This window comes from Mesomycoplasma ovipneumoniae (genome assembly GCF_035918255.1).
Classification (GTDB): Bacteria; Bacillota_I; Bacilli_A; order Mycoplasmatales; family Metamycoplasmataceae; genus Mesomycoplasma; species Mesomycoplasma ovipneumoniae_A.
This window is the reverse complement of record NZ_CP142136.1, coordinates 378,512-399,542: the sequence shown is the minus strand read 5'-3', so window position 1 is coordinate 399,542 and position 21,031 is coordinate 378,512. Positions and strand designations below refer to the sequence as shown.

Sequence of the window (21,031 nt, the reverse complement as noted above, 5' to 3'; positions counted from 1 at the left end):
AAATACCTAATTTTTTAAAAAAAAGGAGTAAAAATGGCATATTTAGACAAAAAAAGGAAAGATGGCTTATTGCAAAGCGACGCATTTTACAATGAGCTCTTTCTTGGTTTGTTTGGATTTGGTTTTTGGTATTTGGGTAGAATAAGTCTAGCAATTATTAGATTTACATTTACCCTTGTTGGTCTTTTAATGATTTTCATTTCCCAAATGATGTATTTAGGATCAACAGCCCAAGACGAAATCGCAAGAGATGTCCAAATTTTAACAATCACAGGTGGTGTAATTCTTGGTGTTTCTGCACTTTGAAACATAATTACTTTAATTATGATTTTCACCGCTGATCTTAGAGATGGAAAAGGTGTTAAAATTTTCCATTGAGGAACAGAAGTTGAAGATAACCCTGAATTAGAAAACGAATTTGACAATCCCCCTGTTGAACAACCCCAACCAGTGGCCGTTGCACCAATTGAAGCAGAGCCTGTTTTTGAAGAACCATTAGACTTACAAGTTCAAACAACTGAGGAATATGTAGAACCAGAACCTGTTTTTGAAGAGCCTGAAATTTATGTTGAGCCAGAGCCTGTTTTTGAAGAACCTGCTTTTGAGCCAACTTACTACGAAGCACCTGCTGAACCAGTTTATGTTGAGCCACAAATAGAAATGCAACCAGAACCTGTTGTTAATTTAGAGCAAAATCTTGATATTGCAAGACAAATTGAAATGATTAATGCCGAACAAGTTCATGCAAGTCAATTAAACATTGTTCATGAAATGGAAATTCCTGTTGATTTACACAATTTAAAACACATTCACCATACTACATTTACAATTGAAGAAATTGAGAGTGGAATTGTTGATGAGCATTTTGAACTTCGTGGACAACATGATATCAATTGCCATTCATAGAAAAATAATTAAAAATAGTTTTCTATTTTAATATGCGACTAAGAAATATTCCAGATGCACTTGAAAGAATTCAAAAACATAATTTACTAGTTGAAAATCCAATATTTGTTGATGATTCTTGAATAATAGAAGTCGGAATGGGCAAGGGACAAATGATCACAAAGCTTGCCTTTGATAATCCTTCTAAAAAGTTTTTAGGTGTTGAAAAATTTCCCTCAGCTGCTGTTAAATCTTTAAAATATGTTGATACTTATAATTTAAAAAATTTTTTTATCATTATATGTGATGCAAAAAATTTATTGTCAATGTTAAACGGAAAGGTAAGCCAGCTATGGCTTACCTTTCCTGATCCTTGACCAAAGAAAAAACACTATAAGCGTAGACTTACTTACAAACTTTTTCTTGATATTTATAAGGAAATACTAACAAAAAACGGTCTTTTAAAGTTAAAAACAGATAATCAAAAATTTTTCCAATACTCTTTAGAATCTTTAGAACAAAATGGTTGAAAAATAATTTACCAAACTAATGATTTGTTAAATTCTTCCCGCCATAGCGAAAATGTTTTGACTTCTTATGAAGAAAAATGAGTTAGATTAGGTTATAAAATACAGTATTTAGAAGCCACTTTTAATTAAATCAATATTTTTAGTAATATTTTTTAGATTACTTTTTATTAAATTAGTGCATTATTTTAAGATAACTTTTTTATATTTATTTTTTTCAAAAAAATATAGTTTTTAGGCTATAATTTCCTATATTAAATCTTTTAAGCTATATATAATTAATTTAGTAAGGTTCACATATTTATAATGAAAAAATTTTCAGAAATTTTTGTCAAATATTCCAATAAATTCGAATCAAATAGGATAACAATTGAACCTGTCTTTTTTGACTCACAAATCCCAATGCTATTAAAAGAAGATCTTGCAATCACTGAATATCTTGGCCAAAATAAAGCATATATTAATTTAGGTTCGCGCACAAAAGAATTTACACCTTCAAGATTTCGAAAAATCGCACAAAAACTAGCTAATTACCCACGAGATATCCAAATTGATTTTGATAAATTTCCAAATAGCTTCCTTCGTTATTTAATTGAAGTTGTTGCTTTTGTTCGTTCTGATATTTTTTCGCTAAGAGCAGAATATGATAAACAGCGAGCAAAATATCGTGATATTTTAGTTGTCTCAAGCTATTTAGAAGAATTAAAACCAATAATTAATAAATACCAAATAATAAATAATGCCGTAAATTATGCTCGATATTACCAAAATATCCCGCCAAACATTGCCTCTTCTGAGTTTTTAGCAGCTGAAATACAGAAAAAAATTTCACAGAACCCTAAATTAACTGTAAAGGTTCTTGGTGAGTCAGAAATTCGTAAATTAGGGATGAATTTACTTTTGGCTGTAAATCGTGGCTCAACTTATGATGCAAAACTTGTTGTTATTTCTTATGAAGGACTGCCAGGAAGTCAATATAAAACCGCCTTTGTTGGAAAAGGGATAACTTTTGACTCTGGTGGATATAATATAAAAACTGGTATGTATATGAATGACATGAAATACGACATGTCTGGGGCAATAATTTGTGCTGCTGCTATTGATGCGCTTTCAAAATTTAATCCGCTAGCTAATGTTGTTGCCGTTTTACCACTAACAGACAACCGCCTAAATGGTGATGCAAATACCCCTGATTCTGTTTGAAAATCAAAAAACGGTAAAACTGTTGAAATTAACAATACTGATGCCGAAGGTCGTTTGATTTTAGCAGATGCAATTACATATGCAATTCGTGAAGAAAATGCAACCGAAATTATTTCAGTGGCAACTCTAACAGGAGCAATTCGCGTTGCTCTTGGCGAAACTTTTACTGGCGCCTTTGCTAATGATGACAAACTTTGAAAAAGTTTTAACGAAGCATCAAAAGAAGCTGGTGAATTAATTTGAAGAATGCCACTACATCTAGATTTTGCCCAAAATATTCGTGACTCAAAAGTGGCAGATCTAAAAAACACTGATTTTTCAGGTAAAGCTGGTTCATCATCTGCTGCAATGTTTATTGCTGAATTTGTCGAAGACAAACCATTTCTTCATTTAGATATTGCCGCAACCGCCTTTGTTCACAACCTTCCAACTGGCGTAATGGTTAAAACTCTTGTTGAATACATTTTAACAAAATAAAAAGTCTAAATTAGTCTCATTAAAAAAAATAGCGATTGCTATTTTTTTTATTATTTTTTAACTGTTTTTAGTTAGAATTGTTCCTACTTACAAGCTAACAGCTCCACTCCAAAATAGAATTTCAAAACATAAAAAAACGCTTTAATTTATTTAGTTTTTTTCTTTTTGCCAAAGAAAATTTCAAAATAAATATCGAATATTTGGTCAGTTCTTTTATCAATTAGTTGTTCAATTTTTTTAAAATCCTCTTTATATTTTTCAAGTTTATTAGGATCCCTATCAGAGGGGTCGATTTTATAATAAAAACCTTTATTGCAAAGACTTTCTAATTTAGAATTTTCGTCTTTATCAACTGCTCCTTGAATCAAAACATCCTGTACATTTTGGCAGATTGGTTCAGGATTTTTATTTTGCTTTCTTGAATTAGTATCTTTATGAAGAAGTATTAAGTTTCCGACTTTTTGTACTATTTTATTGTACTTTTCTTCGTAACTTTTGTCTTTATTTATCAAAAAACCTATATTATAATCTTTTCTAGGATTTTGCGGAAAAAAGTGATCAACTGAAATAGGATCGTTTGTATTATTGTATAAATTCATTAATTGACTTGTAAATTCAGTCTCAAAATGCTTATTCTTTTTATATTTTGCATGAATTTCTCCATTTTTTCTAAGGCTAATTCGCACTCTCAAAATAACATTTTTTTTCAAATTTTTATCATTTTTGTCTTCATTTTCTATGAAGGCTATAAATTTTTCAGAATTAACATCATCACTTGCATTTATCGGCGATTCTACTAATTTGTGATAAAGTTCTTTGTCATTTTTTAAAAAACTTGGATTATTTTTTTGCTGCGACAACATCGTATAGATTGGTTTTCTTAATGATTTGCTGCGAAAATTGCTGTAATAAATAATTTTAGACTTTTCAATTTGAAATAAAACAGAACTAAATAACTCTAAATTTTCTTTTTTCTCGGTCAAGTTTAGGTTACCGTCAAAAATCTCAAATTCTTCTATCGCCCTTTCAATTATTAATGAATATGGGTTGTTGGCACCTTTTTTTGAAATCATATTGATTTGTAAATTTATAAAAGCTAGTTCATTTGTATGAATTGTGTCTTTAAATTTTTGGATTAAAACTTTTATACCGTCGTTGTCAGTTATATCTTTTTTACTTGATAAAACATTTATATTTCCAACATATGCATATTCAAAAACTAATATCTTTTTAACAAATTCTTCTAGCGTTTCTTTAGTTAATGCCTTGTTATTTGTTCATTTATTTAATAAATTATCAAGTTGTTGGTATAAGGAAAATAAATTATTCTCTGTATTTTGGGTATTGAATTCATCTTTAATTAAATATTGTTGATTTTGTAAAAATGCCCCTAGTTTGTTTTTATTTTCTTTTTCTCCACCAAAATATTTTTGTATCAGTTTGACATATGGAATTTGTTCTTGTTGGGATTCTTCATTTACCCTTGAGGCAATTAAATCAACCACATCAATTGGTTTTGATTGAACATTTATACTAATAAAAAGTTTTGCAAATTGCTCATCTTTAATTTCCGAAATTCTAATTAATGTTAATAAAATCTTTTTCAGAATAAAATTTGTAAAATCATTTATTCAGTCTACTGAGTTTTTATTAGTTTTAATTTCTCATAATTTTTCTAAAATTTTTTGTATATTTTTGGAAAAAATAGTGTTGTCCATTTTTTCATTATTTTTAAAAAAATTTAGCAAAGGGGTATATTGGCTATTGTTTTTAGAAAAGTTTTCTAATATTTTGCTTATTGTTTGATAAATGCTAGGCTGTTCTAAAAATATATTTTCGTCAGGATGGCTTGCCATCTTTAGTATACTGATCAAAATTAAGATAATAGAAACAGTTCTTTGCTGCCCATCAACAATTCAAAACCCTTCGCTTGCTTTTTTTTCTGCAAAAATAATCGTGTTTAAAAACAAAAAATCTTCTTTAGTATCAAACTCTTTGAAAATTAGGTCAAAAAAATTCGCTATTAGACCAGGATCTCAAGTATAATTTCTTTGAAAAAAAGGTAAATAGATTTTGTATTCATGAAATTTTTGTAAATATTCTTGTACTGTTATTGTTTCTGAAGACACATTTTTGCTTTTTTCTCTGACTAAATTAATATTATTATCATTTTTTTTGTAATCTTCTTTTATTTCAGCCTTCATTATTTCATTAATCCAGCTTTTATTTATAGAAGTTTTACTTTTTGTTGGTTCATCATCTTCGCCTACATCTTCATCTTCGTCTTCATGTTCGTCTTCATCTTTCACATCAATAGCTTCAAATTCATCTTTCATATCAAGAACTTCGCTATTATTTTTATTTAGTTTTTCATCTTTTATTACTAAATCTTCTGTGTTAATGAATTTAGACTCATTATTTTTTATTTTACTGTTAACTACTAAATTTTGGGAATTTTGAATTTCACCATTTTCTAAAATTTCTATTGTTTTTTGTAGATAATTTTCTATTTTACTTATGAGGTTGTTTCTTTCTTGATCATTTTTTATATCTTCCATTATTGGTTTTCAAAAGCTACCGAAACTTTCAATAGCACCTTTTATAACAGCATCATTTTTACCACTATTTTTTACTAAAATTTCTTTATATTTGCTATTAAGATACAAAACATCAAAAGATAAAAGTAAATTAAAACAAATTGAATTTAATTTTTTATCAATCGCTTTGCTCGCTTTTTTGAATGAAGATATAAATTTTTCAAATAAATCTAAAGCAATATTTTTAATATGATCATGCCTAAAAGTTGAATTTCCATCTCATTCATCACGATTCTGTTTATAAAAATTGGCTAAATCCTTGGTAATCTTAAGCCTAATAAGAGAATTATCTTTTTCATTCATAGATATAATTTGAAGACTTTCAAGTATGACAACACGTTGACGAAGTGTTGTCCAGGATATTTGTTTTTTTACTTGGATATCTTTAGTAGTAATTTTTTCGTGTGCAAATTTTGAACAAGCAACTATTTTATTATTATCTTCTACTTTATAATCTAAATACCTTTTGTTGATTATTGGACCTAAATCTTCTATAAAAGGTTTGATATATGCGAATATAGCAGTACCAATGCTTCATGGAATTAAGTTATTATTTTTTGCAATATTTCCATTTTGATTAGCTTTTTTCTTCGCCATAATTCTCCTTGTCAATCTTATAAATTAAATTTATTAGCGCTTCTAAAATTGTTACTATAATAGAATTTCCTGGCTTGGCGATATAATGATTCTTTTGTTAATATATTTTTTGAAATTAAAGGCTCTAACTTTTCAAAGTCACTATTTTCAAAACCCATTAATCTAAAAGCTTCACGATTTGAAATAAATCGATAGTTAAGTTTTTTTTCTAAATTATTTTCAAATTTAATAATCCCGGTATTTGGATTTCTATCTTGCTTGGTTGTCAAGGTTCTAATAATAAAATTTTTTGACTCATTAATTTTTTCAACCTTTTCAACCATCCTAATTCGTGACGGAGTAGCGTTAATTAAAAAGCCAGCATTTTCACTATTTTTTTCATCAAAGTTAAAAATTGATTGAAAAATTTGTTTCCTTTTATCCAAATCGGGCGAAATATCTTGGCCTAAATTTAAGATATATTTTTTAAATTCTAAGTCGCTGGCAAAAGGTGTTTTTATTTCTTTTAGAAAACTAACAGCAAAAACCCGATTTCTTTTTTGAATAGATCCAAAATTGAGGCCATTTAATGTTGCAGTAAAGGTTTTATAACCTTCGTTTTCCAAAGCCTCTTTTCACCTTTTATATTGATTAATAAATTTTTTTGATATTAAATTAGGCACATTTTCCATTAAAAGATACTTTGGCTTAACACTCAATCCCTTAATTAGTGAATAAACATTTCAAATAAGAGAACTTGTTGAATTTTTATCAAAAATACCGTTAGCCCGGCCCATATTAGCAATCGAAAGACCTTGGCAAGGGAAAGAATAAGTGACAAAATCAGGCGCTAAGCGATTAATTTCTTCAACATTTAAATTTGTAATTGAACCTAAATTATTACTTTTTATAATTGAAGCCACAAGAATTTTTTTAAAAGTTAAATCTTTTCTTGTTATTTGTGAAGGTCTTTTTGAATCTAGAGACAGTTCAAAATTTTTTAAAAAAAAATTTATTTTTTCTGGCGAACTAAGTTGATTTTTTTCTAAAATTTTTTCAACTTCAAATAAAACATTATGATGGATTTGAGCATATGTAATAATTGACCGGGCATCTCAATCAATGGTGGCAACAATTTCAAAAAATTTTTGCTTATCTTTTTGAAAATTAGCAATAGCTTTTGCTTGCGCCCCAATTCCAGAAAAGGTTTCTAACACCTTAATCCTAGACATTAGAAATCCTTTTTGTTTGGGTTTTATTAATACTAACTATATATATATATATATATAGTTCCAAAATTAACAATTTTTATCATATTAGTAAATTATACACAGTATATTGAACTTTTTTGGAAAAATAGCCTAATATCAAATATTTTTTTATTATGAACTAAAACTGGGAGTGTTTATAATTTTGAAACTACAGATTTAATTTCTTGATAAGTATCTAAATCAATAAGTCTAAAAAACGGGGTTAATTTGCCGTTTTTTAATTTTTTACCCCTATACAAGCCAACAATTTTGTTTTTGTAAAATAGAGGAGAACCTGACGAACCTTGTGTGTAGCTGATATCTTGAACAAAAACATTTTCTTTATTCAATTCAGCAACTTTGTCATTTACATAAAATAATGTTTTTAATGTTTTAGGTTTAAAATCTTCGTTTAAGACCACGAGAAAACCTAGGGCTTATTATACTAAAATATCAGTAAAATAAGGATTTTTTTAAGCATTTGATGCTTGTATAATTCTTTTATATTTATGGTATAATAAATTATACAATTTTATATAATGGAGGTAAATAGGGTTATTTAATTAATATTCATAAGCGTATATTAAAAAACGCTAAATATTCATTATTTGATTAATTTAAAAATGAACAGAAAATTTAATTATGATAATTCCATAAAATTTATATTAGTTTTTTTATTGTCAATTTTTAAAACAATAATTTTGGTTGTAGCTGTTATTTTAAATAGTATTAGCGGTGTTGATGGCGAGCAAACAATTGGATCAGATTCGACAACACCAATTGGAAAATTAAAAACTACAATAAGTGGTATATTTGGATTATTGTTTCTTGCCTCATTGGGTTTGCGTATCTTTTTTGCCTGAAATTTAAGGAATGATGAAGTATTTAAACAAACTGGGCTAGATGTCAAGCAATATTCGATTGGTTTTGCGCTTATTCCTTTAATTACTTCAATTTTATTAATTACTAAGTCACTTAGAGACAAAATTTCAATTGGCAATGATTGAACTACAAGGCAATTAATACTTAAATGAAAAATTATTAACTTTATTAAGGATTTGGTTGTTCTTCTTTGGTTTTCCTCAATTGTACTTGCTGTTGTTTCGTTAATTCTTCGCTCTGGCACAAATAATACAATGTTTGAAGAATTTAATGATGTTGTAATTATAACAATCTTTGTTGGGATTTTCTATTTTTTAATTCCATTTTATTTTTTGGCTTCCTATTCTCTTAAAATATACAGATTAATCAACAAAAGAGAAAAAACTTATTGGGAATCAGCTAGTTACATTTTTTTCATGCCATTTTTTTACTTCAATTCATGAAAAAATGTTTTGAGACTTTCTAAAAAATTAAAAATTGCAGAAAATAAACTAACAAGCCAAAACGAAGTAGAAATGCAAGTAATTAATAACAAAATTAGTCGACAATTTTGACAATTTACAATGCTAAAAAATATATTCTATTTAATTTTTCTTATAGTTTTTACAACGACAATGTGGCTAGTTATAACTAAAAATGAAATTCTTCGTAACACTGGTGTTAGTTTAATTTTCTATAATTTATTTAATATTTCGACTATGACCTACCTTATATACATTGGGCCTCGTTATTTAGCAGATTCTGTTAACATGCATTCCAAACGAGCTTCACTAATTTTATATATTTTAGACGTTTTTGTGCCTACAGTTTCAATTTATAACCTAATAAAATATAAGCAAAACAAGACTATTTTAGTTTAAATTTTAATATTTTTTTGTTTTAATTAATTATAACAAAATTCAGACAGGCTAGCTAAATCCTGTCTGAATCCCAAATTAAAAATATTTATAATATTAGCAAATTATACATAGTATATTTAACTTTTTTGGAAAAATAGCCTAATATCAAATATTTTTTTATGAACTAAAATTATTTGGATCAAATCTATTCAATAAAACTAAGAAATTAACAAATTAATATACTGATTTAGTAAATAATTAACATTTTTATTCTAATCTTTTAATTTTTGAAACTAGAGATTCAATTTCTTGATAAGTATCTAAATCAATAAGTCTAAAAAACGGGGTTAATTTGCCGTTTTTTAATTTTTTACCTCTATACAAGCCCACAATTTTGTTTTTGTAAAATAGAGGAGAACCTGACGAGCCTTGCGTGTAGCTGATATCTTGGACAAAAACATTTTCTTTATCCAATTCAGCTACTTTGTCATTTGCATAAAATAATGTTTTTAATGTTTTAGGTTTAAAATCTTCATTTAAGAGCGTGAGAAAACCCAAGCTGAATAGGCTATTTTTTGTGTTTGTAAAATCCTCGAGAACCTGAAAATCAATAGAATCCGAAATTTTTAACAATAAGGGTTCTTTTGCATCTAGTGAAAAAACTACGATATCTTTTTCTTTATTTTCATATTCAACTCTAATTTTTGATTTTAATTTAGTTTCTAAATTTTTTACACTAAATTGCTGTAAAAAAATATCAAAAATTGTTCTTGTATACTATTTTTTATTGAATTTAACGAATGAAAAGTACTGACAAAAGTCAAGTTATTATTAGTTTTTTTAACTAAAGTTGCAGTAAATCTAGTTAAATTTTTTTCATTTTCATTTATTATAAAATTAAAAACATTACTTTCTATTTTTGATAATTCAGATTTGCTGATTATAATGTCGTGCAAGAAACAGCCAAAAACAAAGGACTTATAATACTAAAATATCTAGTAAAAATAAGGATTTTTTTAAAGTATTTCATATTGTATAATCCTACATATTTATGGTATAATAAATTATACAAAATATTGGAGGGAAATTATGAAATACTCATTTATAAAATCAAGTAAATTTAAAATTTTTTCATCAGGATTAATGTTAACAACGTTGACCAGTCCATTGTTATTTACTTCAATCGCGCCAATACAACAAAAACAAATTGCTCCAGAAATCAAAATTCAAAGCAATGAATTTTCAAACACCGAGATTTTAAAAAATAATGTTATTGAATATGTTTTTGAAAATGATAAAAAAAACATTGATTCTATCAAATTTGAACTAAATAAACTCGTAAAATCAAATGAACTCGATGATCTTTCAGAAAATGATCTAAATAAATTTGCTGAAAATTTAATTTCTTTTACTAAAGATCATTTTAATGATAAAGAAGTTCTCGAAGAAGCCTGATATCATTGATTTCCAATGGTGTTTTGATATACCGCTTATACACTTACTATTGGTTCTAACGCTGGATTATCTTTGCTAGGCGAATTATTCAATAAACTGCCTACCATTATAGATATGGCTGAAATTGCTTGAAATACATTTTCCGGTAAGTATGACGCAGCAGCTATAAAAACTTTTCTTCTAATAACTAAATTACTATCCTCGATGTATATGAACGAAAAAGATATTATTAGTAAATTAATTACTGATACAGTTATTGATTCTATTGGTGATTTTATAATAAAGAAGGACCCAGCGGCAATGTTTGAAAATTATCTTAAAAATATGGCTATTATTATAGTTGATAATTATATTAACCCATCAATACAAAAAGGTATTAGACAACTTAGGGAAGGAATTAACTTTCAAAAAGTTAAAATTTGAGCAAAATACATTTATTATTACAAATTATATTGAGGGTAAATAGGGTAAATTAAGTAATATTCATAAGTGTATATTAAAAAAGGGTAAATTAAACCAGGAGAAAAAAACTAACACTAAGGTGTTGACTCTTTTGTTTGAGTTTAAGCTGAATACTGATTTTCAATTATAAAAAGTTAATGCTTAAACGAGTTAAACTACAGTAAAATAACTTTAGAAGATCTGAAAAACATAATTGCAAATTATATATTTTGATACAACAACTATAGAATTCAATCGATTTTAAATTGAAAAACACCACAGCAATATGCTATGATGTTAAAATAATATTAAACTGTTAATTTTTTTGTCCTGTTTTATTTAGTGTTAATTTTTTTTGTGCTAGTTTATTTTAAAATACTTTTTTACATATTCTGGTTTTATAAACTTAGAATTTAGAAAAATTATACTAACTAACTAAAAAATATCAAATTACCTAGCGGTAAATTAAAAAATAATTCAAATATGACCAATTTAATTAATCTAATAAAAGAAAAAAAATTAAATGATAAAAATTCTAGAAAATTTTGAATTTTGTTTGTTTTGTCAATAATTAAAACAATGTTTTTTCTTTCGCTAGTTGTTTTACATAGTAGTTCATATGAGCATACTCCTAGGTTTAGTTATAGACTTAGTCCTAGACTGAGTTCACATAGAGAAAGTAATATTGACCTAGACTCTTTAATTGGAAAAGTATTGATGACAATACTTTTAATAGTTATTTTTTTATTTTTCATTTCATTATTTTTTCGGATTTCTTTAGCTTGAAATTTAAGGGATGATGAAATTCTTAAACAATCTGGTATAAATCTTAAACAATTTTCAAACGCTTTTTTACTTTTCCCTTTAACTGTGTCGATTTTATTAATTAATAACTCGTTTAGTTCAAAAAATACAATTGCCAATCATTGAACCACCAGACAACTAATAACTAAATGGAAAATTATTAATCGTTTTATTTTATTGACTCTATTTTTTGTTGTATTGTTGGCTTTAATTTTTACATATGGGTTATCTTCTAGTGGCATTAGGACAATCGATAATAATTTTATTAGAGATTTTGCAGATGTTCTACGGCCAATATTTGTTTTTACATTTTGGTTTGCCTGAATTTTATTTTTTTCATTAGCTTCTTATTTGTTCAAAATATATAAATCAATTGATAAAACTGAAGAGGCGAATCAAACATCTACTATTTTAGCTTTTTTTGCGAGTTTTTTGGGACGCTACGGTCGGTTGTTTTACAAAAATTTAAGGTTTGATTGGAACATATCGCTTATAGAGAAAGAATTAAAAACAAAAGAAGAAATAATCACAGAAGAATCCAAAACCAAAAATAGTTTAGAATTTTACAAATTCTCAATTATCAAAAATATATTTCATTTTATTTTTATTATCCTTTTTATGATAGCAGCAATAGTTTTACTAGTTGTACCTACTGATCAACTTATTGGCCAAAAAGTGAGTATTGGCGTTTTGTTTGGTTTATTTAGTATTGCATTTTCGGTTTATTTTTTTTACATAGTTCCGCGTTATATTGCAAATTTTTCAAGTCTAACAAAAAATGGTTTTTATATAATTTTGTATATCTTAGACATTTTTGTGCCTATAGTTTCAATTTATAACCTAATAAAATATAAGCAAAACAAGAGTATTTTAGTTTAAATTTTAGTATTTTTTTTGTTTTAATTCATTAGAATAAAATTCAGACAGGCTTTAGTTAGCCTGTCTGAATTTCTAATATTCTGAGTTTCCTAGTTTGATGATGCAATCTTAAAAAGCGTCCTGGTTTAGTTTATTCACCCTTTTTATTTTAATTTTAAAAAAATTTTTTGTCCTATGTATTACAAAAATTAATCAAGAGAATCTTCAATAATTTCTTTTTCTGACTTTGAAATAAATGATCTAAGCATAATAAGATAAATTATACTAATTAAAGGAATAAAAATTGCAACAATAGAAAGTCCGAAAATTAGCTTAAACTTTGAAATAAAGTGAGGATTTTTTAGGTTCATTCGCATTGGTAGATCATTTAATTTAAAAGGGGAAATAATTAATAAAATTCAATAAACAAATGCTAATATACACCAAAAACCAAACATTACAAGTACAAACGTAGCTGCTTCTAAAATTGCTGAGAAAACTTTTTTAGCATCTTCTGGACCGGTGGTGCTCTGACCTGCACCAATAGCACCTCCAGCAAAAAGTGCAATAAGTGTTATAACACCTAAAGCAAATTTAACTATACGAATAATTAATAATATATTTGCTCATGATTTAGTTGATTTTAATAATTGAGCGGTATTATTTTGATAAGCCATCTATATCCTCCTGGAAAAATTGTATATTATATATGAAATTTATACTAAAAAATTATTTTTGCACTATAATCATACAAGAAATTATTCTAATTATGAAAAATAATGTACAAATAAATAATTATATATATTATATTATAAAATGAATTCGGCAACACTAATAAAAACAAATAAAAAAGGAGTGATTTTTGGTATTTCTGGTGGAGTTGACTCTGCACTTGTTTCATTTTTAGGAAAAAAGCTTTCCCTAATTCGCATTTAGGTCTTATTATGCCTATTCGTGATATGAGCGGCGAAAAACTAATATTGACCAATTAGTCAAAAAATTTGAAATTTACACTAAGGAAATTAACTTAAGTTCAACTTTACAAAACTTAAAAGACTTGTTTAGTCTTAAAAACCAACTGGGAAAAATCATAAAAAAAATACAACTGCTATTTAAACTCAACGCAAAAAGAAAACTCGTTTTAATTTGCATTGAGCCTAAAAAAACATATGAAGTTTTGAAAGAACAATAACCAAAAGCCCTAAATTTATATAGATTTCTAAACGGGTAAATTTAAGGCATTCCATCATATTTAATAATATAATGGATAATTTGCATTTTCTGATTTTATCATGCAAAAAACATAATTAATTCCCCCTTAATTCAATATCAAAATTTATTAATTTATTCTTAGTGAAAGTTATTATAACAGAAAATTTTTTTTAGACCAAGCATTTTTTTTTTTTTTTTGCAAAAGTTTATTTTAAAATAATAAAAATTAAGATTTTAACGTCAAAAAACCCGGATTTACGGGTATTTTTGAATATTTTTACTCACTAAAAAGTGAATTTCTCCATCAAGCCGGCAAACCCAGGAGACATTTTTGTGCTACAGTTTCAATTTGTAACCTAATAAAATATAGACAAAACAAGACTATTTTAGTTTAAATTTTAGTATTTTTTTGTTTTAATTCGTTGAATAAAATTCAGACAGGCTAACTAAGGCCTGTCTGAATTTCTAATATTAATTTAACTTCAGAGTTTTAAGAAACAAGTTTTTTATGTTGATTTTAAATTTACTTATTTTCTAAAAATTTTAAAACTTTTTCAAATAAATAATCAACATTAAAACCTTTTAATTCATAAACAATGTCTCCTGGTGCTGACTCGCCAAAGCCACTAGCAAAATGTCCGGAAAATTTTTGGACAGTAGCTAATTTAAATCACAAAGGATCATTTGAAGCCTCAAGGGCAAAAATAGGCAACTTTTCTAATTCTAATTTTTTAATCAGTAGTGGATTTTCAACTAAATTTTGTAAAATTGGAACTGAAATCAAATTAGCAAAAATTTGATTTTGCCCTAATTTATCAATTAGTTTTTTGGCTAGCTGAACCTCAGAGCCAGATGCGAGTATATTTATTTTAGCTGATTCAGTTTTTTGAATATAGTAGGCTGAGTCAATTTTTTCAAGATTTTTGTTGCAAGATTCTAAGGGTTGTCGTGTTGAGATAATTGCAGTTGGTTGTTTTTTTGAATTTAGCGCATAATTAAAGGCAAAAATTGTTTCAAATTCATCACAAGGCCGAATTACTAAAAAATTTGGAATTGATCTTAGCATTGCCAGTTGCTCAACCGGCTGGTGGGTTGGTCCATCGCCGCCAACTTGATATGAATCATGGGAAAAAATGTAAATTGGGCAAAGATTCATTAAACCAGCAAGACGCAATGCCGCTTTTGCATAGTCACTAAAAACTAAAAAAGTCGAACAAATTGTATAAAAATTAGCATAAAGGGAAATTCCGTTGTTAATTGCCACCATTGCAAACTCACGAATTCCGTAGTCAATTAGTTTTTGGCCGCTAAATTTAGTTTTAGTTGCAACCCCAAGATCAGCAGATCCACCTAAAACAAGTAAGTCAGTGTTGTCAATTTTTTGGATAATTTGTTCAACATAATCGCGAATTGCCTGGTTGGTTTTAGCAAAAGTCAGCCCTTCTAGACTAAAAAGTTCTTTGTTTTTAAGGAAGTTTTCAAATCCTTGCCCAAGAAGTGGGTACTTTTGCTTATAAATGGTAAAATTTTTTTCTCAGTCTAAGTATTTTTGATTTTTTGGCTCTAATAAATCAGCGCCTATTTCATAGGCTTTTTGCTCGTAATCAAAAGGTTCAAGCTTTTGTAGTCCCAAATTAGCCTTAAATTCATAGCTTTTTTTAGCACTGACTGAGCCATGATGTCCTTTGGTTGAATTGGCAAATTCTGTTCCAAAGGCAATAATAGTTGGAACTTGAATATAAACAGGTCTGTCAGATTTTCTTGCTTTTTCAAGGGCTAAATTGATATTTTCAACTTGATTATCTTTTAAAATAATTGCATCAAAGCCGATTGATTTAAAAAAATTAGCAAAATCAAGATTATTGACAAAACTAGCACTTGTATCAATTTGAATGTTATTAAAATCGTGGATAAGTATTAATTTTGACAGTTTATTTGTGCCAGCAAAAGCTAGGGCTTCTAAGGCAACACCTTCTTGAAAATCACCATCGCCACATAAGACATAAGTAAAATGGTCAATAATTTTTAAGTCAGGTTGGTTAAATTTTTGTCCCAGTCTTTTTTCGGCTAAGGCCATTCCGACAGCCATTGCGACTCCTTGGCCTAGCGGTCCAGTTGAGGCATCAATGTATTCTAATTTGTCAATCTCGGGGTGAGAGGGTGTTTTTGAGTCAAGTTGTTTATGATTTTTAATATCTTCAAGCGAAATTAAACCCATTAAATGATACAGAGAATAGAGCCCCATTGAACCATGGCCGGCTGATAAAACAAAGCGATCGCGATTAATTCACTTTGGATTTAGCGGACTAAAATTTAAATTTTGACCAATTAGGCTATAAAAAATCTCGCTCGCCCCAAGGGCCATACCAATATGACCGCCGCCAGCATTATTAATTCCGTCAAGGGCAATTGCGCGCATTGTTGCTAAAAAAAGCTTTAAATTAGGCAGTTTTTGCTCGTTTTCCATGGTATTTTTTGATAACTCCGTCGATAATAAAAATCAAATAAACTAAAATGCTAAAAGCTAAAATTACATATTTTCCAACTTTGGGAATAAAGCCAAGAATTCCGGGAATATAGCCAATAAAATAGTCTGTATCGCCTCAGTTAAGACTAATTAGCGATTGTTTTGTGGCTCCGCCAGCGGTAATTAAATCACCAAGTGAGTTTGTCTCAAGCGGTGTTCAATTTCCAAGCGCAAAAAATACCGGAATAAATGTAATAATCAGCCCGCCAACAAAAGGCCCGATAATAGCGCCCCAAATTCCACCTTTTACGTTGCCAAAAACTCCAGAAGTTGCCCCTAAAAAGAAATGTGGAACTAGTCCTGGAAGAATTATTGCCGGAATTAGTGCTGCATAGCCAAGTCCAAGTGTAATAAAAAGTCCAATTATTCCTGCTAAAAAAGAGGAAATAAAGCCAATAATAATTGCATTTGGTGCATAGGGAAAAACTACCGGACAGTCAACAGCGACTTTTGCATTTTTAATCAATTTGTCCGAAAAACCTTTAAACATTGGTACTAATTCGCCAACAAATAGTCTAACTCCGGCAAGAATAATTTCAACTCCGGCAGTAAAAGTAAAGGCCGAAATTATCATACTTACAACTCAGTTTTTTGAGGATAAAATTTCAATTACATTAGCATCAGCAACTGTGTCAAACCGGCCTAATTCATAAAGAATTCCAGCTGGTAAAAAGGCAAAAATGTAAAAAAGAAAAACAGTTAGCGAAATTGAAACTAAGGTGTTTCGAAAAAAATAAAGTGATTGGGGAAATTTAATTTCTTCTGTTGAGAGCAGTGTTTTTTTGGAAATTTTAGCAATTGACTCGCCAATTAGACCAGAAAGGGCATAACCAAATCCGCCGGTGTGGCCTAGGGCAATTTCGTTTGTTCCGGTAATTTGGCGCATATATCTTTGTTGAGCTGCAGGCGAAATTACCATATAAAGTGCTAAAATACTTGCTCCGGCAATTAGTGCCATTGCAAAATCTGCTGAACTATTTTGAAAATCAAAGCCAGAAGTGTACATAACAGCGGCCAGCATTAAAGAAGAATAATAAAGAACATGGCCGGAAAGATAGACATATTTTAGTCTTGAAAAAGTTGCAAGAATAATATTTAAAATCATCGCAATAACCATAATTAGCGATCCTAAAGTTGCAATACTTGGCAAACTCTGGGCTAGCGCGCCTGCAAAAGCATCATTATTTGGAATAACTCCGCTTAGATTATAAACTCTTTGAAAAAGTGGTTGGAATGAATTTAGCGAGCTAACTAAAACACCAGCACCGCCACCTAAAATAATAAAACCAACACTTACTTTAAAAGAACTAACAATAATTTGTGAGACTTTTTTGCGCATTGCAACAGCACCAATTAGCGTAAAAAGTCCAACTAGCAGAGCTGGTGTGCCGACAAAATCCTTTAAAAAACCTAAAAGTCAAAGACCGAAATTCATCAGTTATCCTTTCATATTAGTTTAGTTTTAAAGCTATTTTTAATTTAGATTCAAGTTCTTCTTTTGATAAAATGTTCGTTAAAATTACCATTTTTTCTCTGTCAAAATCAAGACTTGGGGCAACATCAGCGCCAATAACTACTAAATCAACCCCGCGGGAATTAAAACTGGAAATATTAGTATGTTCAACTGAATCATAATTGACATTTAATTTATCAAGCACAAATTTTACATTCATCTCTAATAATAAAGATGAACCTAGACCTGAACCACAAACGCATTTAATGTTCATTTTTTATACCTCGGTATTTATTAATAATTTGATAAAATTCTTTAATTGTTCTAGAAGCATAAATTTCTTTTTTGAAATCTGAATTACCAAAAAAGAGCCCAAATTCTTGAATTAATTCAATATGATCATCAGAATTTGGTGCAGACAAAGTGATAATAATTTTTGCTTTTTTATCTTTTTGGTTATTAAAGGTAATCATTTGATCTAAAACTAAAATTGAAGTTCCAACTTCTAGACAATAATCGCCAACAGGCGCATGCAAAAGTGCCACACCTTCTTCAAGTACATAATAGGCACCGTATTTTGCTGTTTGTTCCATGATTGCTTTTTCAAGATCAAAAGTTGCTTTTTTATTTTCAACTAAGATCCTTACGCCCTCATGAACTGCCTGCTTTCAGTTTTGAATTTTGCAAAATTTAGTCATTTTTTCATTAAAAAGTTCCATTATTTCCTCCTGTATTAATAAAAGCAAGTGTCATAAACAATATAAATGCAAGTAAAAGAACGCCAATAAAGGCAAAAAAGACGATTCAGCCTGCTTTTGTTGATGTTTTTGTTTGAATTTCTTTTGGTTTTGGCATTGACTTTATATAGAAAAATTTATTTGGATTGTTCTTTAAAATAATGGCTTCATTTTTGGACTTTTGAAGTAATTTTTCTAGTTCAATTTCACTTTTATTTTCAAGCTCGCTCATTTCAAAGTCATATAATTCAACAAGTTGTTTTTTTAATTCTTTTTTTCTCATTTATTTCCCCAAAGCATTAAATTTATTAATAAAATTCTGTAATAAAAACGGATAAAACAAAAAATACTTCTTCAAAAACGCCAGTTTTTTATATTTAAAATATGAATTAGCCATTTTAAATTCGTCCTTTTCCAATTTTGTCAATAAAATTTGCTTTGATTCTTTATAAGATTGTGAATAAACTTTTTGGTTTAGAAAAAAATCCAAAAATACCACAAAAACAGTTAAAATCAAAAAGCACAAACTAACAATTAAATAGCTTAAAAATGCAAATAAAAAACTCAAATGAAAACTTATAAGAAAACTGGAAAAAAGAAACATATCAATTTGCAATGATTTTTTGCTCTTTAAGAGATAAAAATTATAGAAATAAAGCAAATTAACTACGCCATAAATGTTATTTTCTAAATAAAAATTAGGAATTTTTATTATTTTTTGGCTGATTCAAATAGGTTTTAAGAAAAAATCTTTAATTAATAAAATTGTGAATTTTTGTTTATATTTATTAATAAAACTTTGTTTTATCGACTCAAGATCAAGTTTAATTGGAATTTTTAGCTTAGAATATTTAATTTTTAGATTGACTCTGTAGATAAAAAAGATAAAAAGTTGAACAAGGAAAAAAATAATTCAAGCAGCTAAAATGTATCAAAACAAATTTTTAAGCATTTTTCTCCTTGTTAAACTTGTTAATTGAGCTAAAATAATCAATTATTTTTTTGGGAACATAAATTTTTTGACTATTTTGTCTTAGTTTTTTTATAATCTCGCCTTGACTTCAAATTTCAAATCTAGTTTTGTTGTCAATTTGACTAAAATCAATCCGATCATCAACTAAAATAACAATTTTTGAATTAGAAAATTTCTTATCTAATAATTTAAAAAGTGACTCAAATTGGCTTTTGGAAAAGTAATTTTGCTTTAAAATCTTACCTTTTTTCAAAAAACTAATGTTTTCATCTATTATTATTTTATCAATCCCCACTTGATAATTGATGATATTTGAAACGAAAAAAAGGTTTGACTCATTGACAATAAGACCAGGCAAAACTGAATAATTTAGTTTTGAAAAACGATTTTTTAAGAGTAAATTTGTCATAACTTTAACATCTGCAGAGGCATTTATAATTTCAAGAGCATCAATTGTGAATTTTTCTACCGAAATTAGTTTTTGTTGTGATATTTTTTCTGGTGTTTTTTCAAATAATCTTTTGAAAATGAAAAAAATCAAAATAAGAAATAGCAACCCAACCGTTGAATATAAAACAATATTAATTAAGGGCATTTTTTTGATTTCCTCAAAGTCTAGAGAATTCAGAAAAATTTGGATATGAAAAAATTATGCTACCGCCAATTGCGACATCAACTTTTCATTTTTCAAACTCAATTCAATTTTCCTTGCGCAATCCTCCATCAGTGTAAATTTTATTTTTTTTATTTATCGAGCGAATTTCGGCAATTTTTGAAAAAAGTTGCTGATTTAAGGGCTCGCCAACTCCACCAATTTTATCTATTGTCATTAATAAAATAACATTTGAACAAGAAATTATTTCACTAAAGTCTTGAATTTTTTGATTGGCTTGAATCATTAAGCCAAAATTTATATTCGAGTAAAGCTGATTTAGCCTTTCAAAATCAGTTTTTGAAATTTGTTCAGCTGGTAAAAAAATTGTTTTAAAGCCTATTTGAACTAATTTTTCAACTTTTTCAAGTGAATTTTTACACATTAAATGCGCATCAAATTCAATATTAGGGAATAATTTTATTAAATAACTTGCAATTTGGTAGTTTAGACCAAAATTTGGAGCATAAATTTGATCAACAAAATCAATATGGCTGTATTTTAGGCCGTTATTTTGCAGTTTTGTTAAAATTTTAATCACTTTAAAAATGTTAAGTGCGCTAATGCTTTGTGAGTATTCCAACATTAAACCCCATTCACGATTTTTGTAGTTAATTAAATTTTACTTTTTTTTTTTTTTTTGTTAGCATTTTTAAAATTTTTTTCATTCTAACCAAAAAAAA

Annotated in this window: 21 protein-coding genes and 1 pseudogene; 8 read left to right on the top strand and 14 right to left on the bottom strand. The window is 27.8% G+C overall.

What is annotated here, in order from left to right:
• Positions 1 to 33 precede the first annotated feature (33 nt).
• The 3 genes from U3G01_RS01520 (at position 34) to U3G01_RS01510 (ending at position 3,092) form a co-directional block, all read left to right on the top strand.
• On the top strand, positions 34 to 906 hold the full coding sequence (locus U3G01_RS01520) for a hypothetical protein (protein WP_255030474.1): 873 nt from the start codon (positions 34 to 36) through the stop codon (positions 904 to 906).
• Between the two features lie 32 nt (positions 907 to 938).
• Positions 939 to 1,544: a tRNA (guanosine(46)-N7)-methyltransferase TrmB gene (trmB, locus tag U3G01_RS01515; protein WP_010321189.1), complete on the top strand. Its 606-nt coding sequence runs from the start codon at positions 939 to 941 to the stop codon at positions 1,542 to 1,544.
• 174 nt (positions 1,545 to 1,718) lie between these two features.
• Positions 1,719 to 3,092, top strand: a complete 1,374-nt coding sequence (locus U3G01_RS01510) for a M17 family metallopeptidase (RefSeq protein WP_010321190.1) — start codon at positions 1,719 to 1,721, stop codon at positions 3,090 to 3,092.
• Positions 3,093 to 3,238: 146 nt separating this feature from the next.
• On the opposite strand, the gene U3G01_RS01505 is transcribed toward U3G01_RS01510, so the two are convergent.
• From U3G01_RS01505 to U3G01_RS01495, 3 genes are all read right to left on the bottom strand, one after another.
• On the bottom strand, positions 3,239 to 6,286 hold the full coding sequence (locus U3G01_RS01505; protein ID WP_255030475.1) for a DUF262 domain-containing protein: 3,048 nt from the start codon (positions 6,284 to 6,286) through the stop codon (positions 3,239 to 3,241).
• A 17-nt stretch (positions 6,287 to 6,303) separates the two neighbouring features.
• Entirely contained in the window at positions 6,304 to 7,497 is a 1,194-nt protein-coding gene (locus U3G01_RS01500; protein ID WP_255030477.1) for a DNA cytosine methyltransferase, read from the bottom strand.
• A 173-nt stretch (positions 7,498 to 7,670) separates the two neighbouring features.
• Positions 7,671 to 7,937 carry a hypothetical protein gene (locus tag U3G01_RS01495; protein WP_255030478.1) on the bottom strand — a complete coding sequence of 89 codons (267 nt, stop codon included), beginning with the start codon at positions 7,935 to 7,937 and terminating at the stop codon, positions 7,671 to 7,673.
• A 201-nt stretch (positions 7,938 to 8,138) separates the two neighbouring features.
• Between U3G01_RS01495 and U3G01_RS01490 the strand changes: the two genes are divergently transcribed.
• Complete coding sequence (locus U3G01_RS01490; RefSeq protein ID WP_255030480.1) at positions 8,139 to 9,257, top strand: hypothetical protein; 1,119 nt, start codon at positions 8,139 to 8,141, stop codon at positions 9,255 to 9,257.
• A gap of 246 nt (positions 9,258 to 9,503) precedes the next feature.
• Here U3G01_RS01490 and U3G01_RS01485 read toward each other — a convergent pair whose 3' ends face one another.
• The gene (locus U3G01_RS01485; RefSeq protein ID WP_255030481.1) at positions 9,504 to 9,869 is read right to left on the bottom strand and encodes a hypothetical protein; all 366 of its coding nucleotides are present in this window, start codon (positions 9,867 to 9,869) and stop codon (positions 9,504 to 9,506) included.
• 456 nt (positions 9,870 to 10,325) lie between these two features.
• Here U3G01_RS01485 and U3G01_RS01480 point away from each other — a divergent pair, with 456 nt between their 5' ends.
• A complete protein-coding gene (locus tag U3G01_RS01480) occupies positions 10,326 to 11,153 on the top strand; it encodes a hypothetical protein (protein WP_255030482.1) in 828 nt (275 codons plus the stop codon).
• A gap of 105 nt (positions 11,154 to 11,258) precedes the next feature.
• Positions 11,259 to 11,438, top strand: a pseudogene (locus U3G01_RS01475) (IS3 family transposase); the annotation flags it as partial.
• A 335-nt stretch (positions 11,439 to 11,773) separates the two neighbouring features.
• Here U3G01_RS01475 and U3G01_RS01470 read toward each other — a convergent pair.
• A complete protein-coding gene (locus U3G01_RS01470) occupies positions 11,774 to 12,178 on the bottom strand; it encodes a hypothetical protein (RefSeq protein ID WP_326564859.1) in 405 nt (134 codons plus the stop codon).
• A gap of 109 nt (positions 12,179 to 12,287) precedes the next feature.
• Between U3G01_RS01470 and U3G01_RS01465 the strand changes: the two genes are divergently transcribed.
• The gene (locus tag U3G01_RS01465) at positions 12,288 to 12,815 is read left to right on the top strand and encodes a hypothetical protein (protein WP_326564858.1); all 528 of its coding nucleotides are present in this window, start codon (positions 12,288 to 12,290) and stop codon (positions 12,813 to 12,815) included.
• A 188-nt stretch (positions 12,816 to 13,003) separates the two neighbouring features.
• Here the strand turns inward: U3G01_RS01465 and U3G01_RS01460 are convergent, their stop codons facing one another.
• Positions 13,004 to 13,471, bottom strand: coding sequence for a hypothetical protein (locus U3G01_RS01460; RefSeq protein WP_069097475.1), 468 nt, complete (start codon positions 13,469 to 13,471; stop codon positions 13,004 to 13,006).
• A gap of 139 nt (positions 13,472 to 13,610) precedes the next feature.
• Here U3G01_RS01460 and U3G01_RS01455 point away from each other — a divergent pair, with 139 nt between their 5' ends.
• Positions 13,611 to 13,730, top strand: coding sequence for a hypothetical protein (locus tag U3G01_RS01455; protein ID WP_255030485.1), 120 nt, complete (start codon positions 13,611 to 13,613; stop codon positions 13,728 to 13,730).
• Between the two features lie 799 nt (positions 13,731 to 14,529).
• On the opposite strand, the gene U3G01_RS01450 is transcribed toward U3G01_RS01455, so the two are convergent.
• The 8 genes from U3G01_RS01450 to U3G01_RS01415 are packed head-to-tail and all read right to left on the bottom strand — an operon-like array spanning position 14,530 to position 20,934.
• Complete coding sequence (locus U3G01_RS01450; RefSeq protein WP_255030487.1) at positions 14,530 to 16,473, bottom strand: transketolase family protein; 1,944 nt, start codon at positions 16,471 to 16,473, stop codon at positions 14,530 to 14,532.
• Positions 16,448 to 17,968 (bottom strand): PTS ascorbate transporter subunit IIC, encoded by a 1,521-nt coding sequence (locus U3G01_RS01445; protein ID WP_255030489.1) that lies wholly within the window; start codon positions 17,966 to 17,968, stop codon positions 16,448 to 16,450. Before U3G01_RS01445 ends, U3G01_RS01450 begins: the two co-directional genes overlap by 26 nt.
• Before the next feature lie 16 nt (positions 17,969 to 17,984).
• Positions 17,985 to 18,260 carry a PTS galactitol transporter subunit IIB gene (locus U3G01_RS01440; RefSeq protein WP_069098614.1) on the bottom strand — a complete coding sequence of 92 codons (276 nt, stop codon included), beginning with the start codon at positions 18,258 to 18,260 and terminating at the stop codon, positions 17,985 to 17,987.
• Positions 18,250 to 18,705, bottom strand: coding sequence for a PTS sugar transporter subunit IIA (locus U3G01_RS01435; RefSeq protein WP_255030491.1), 456 nt, complete (start codon positions 18,703 to 18,705; stop codon positions 18,250 to 18,252). Before U3G01_RS01435 ends, U3G01_RS01440 begins: the two co-directional genes overlap by 11 nt.
• Positions 18,692 to 19,006 (bottom strand): hypothetical protein, encoded by a 315-nt coding sequence (locus U3G01_RS01430; RefSeq protein WP_255030492.1) that lies wholly within the window; start codon positions 19,004 to 19,006, stop codon positions 18,692 to 18,694. The genes U3G01_RS01435 and U3G01_RS01430 overlap by 14 nt, the downstream gene beginning before the upstream one ends.
• On the bottom strand, positions 19,007 to 19,675 hold the full coding sequence (locus U3G01_RS01425; RefSeq protein ID WP_255030494.1) for a hypothetical protein: 669 nt from the start codon (positions 19,673 to 19,675) through the stop codon (positions 19,007 to 19,009).
• Complete coding sequence (locus U3G01_RS01420; RefSeq protein WP_255030497.1) at positions 19,668 to 20,291, bottom strand: hypothetical protein; 624 nt, start codon at positions 20,289 to 20,291, stop codon at positions 19,668 to 19,670. The genes U3G01_RS01425 and U3G01_RS01420 overlap by 8 nt, the downstream gene beginning before the upstream one ends.
• Entirely contained in the window at positions 20,278 to 20,934 is a 657-nt protein-coding gene (locus tag U3G01_RS01415) for a ribulose phosphate epimerase (protein WP_255030499.1), read from the bottom strand. Before U3G01_RS01415 ends, U3G01_RS01420 begins: the two co-directional genes overlap by 14 nt.
• Positions 20,935 to 21,031 lie beyond the last annotated feature (97 nt).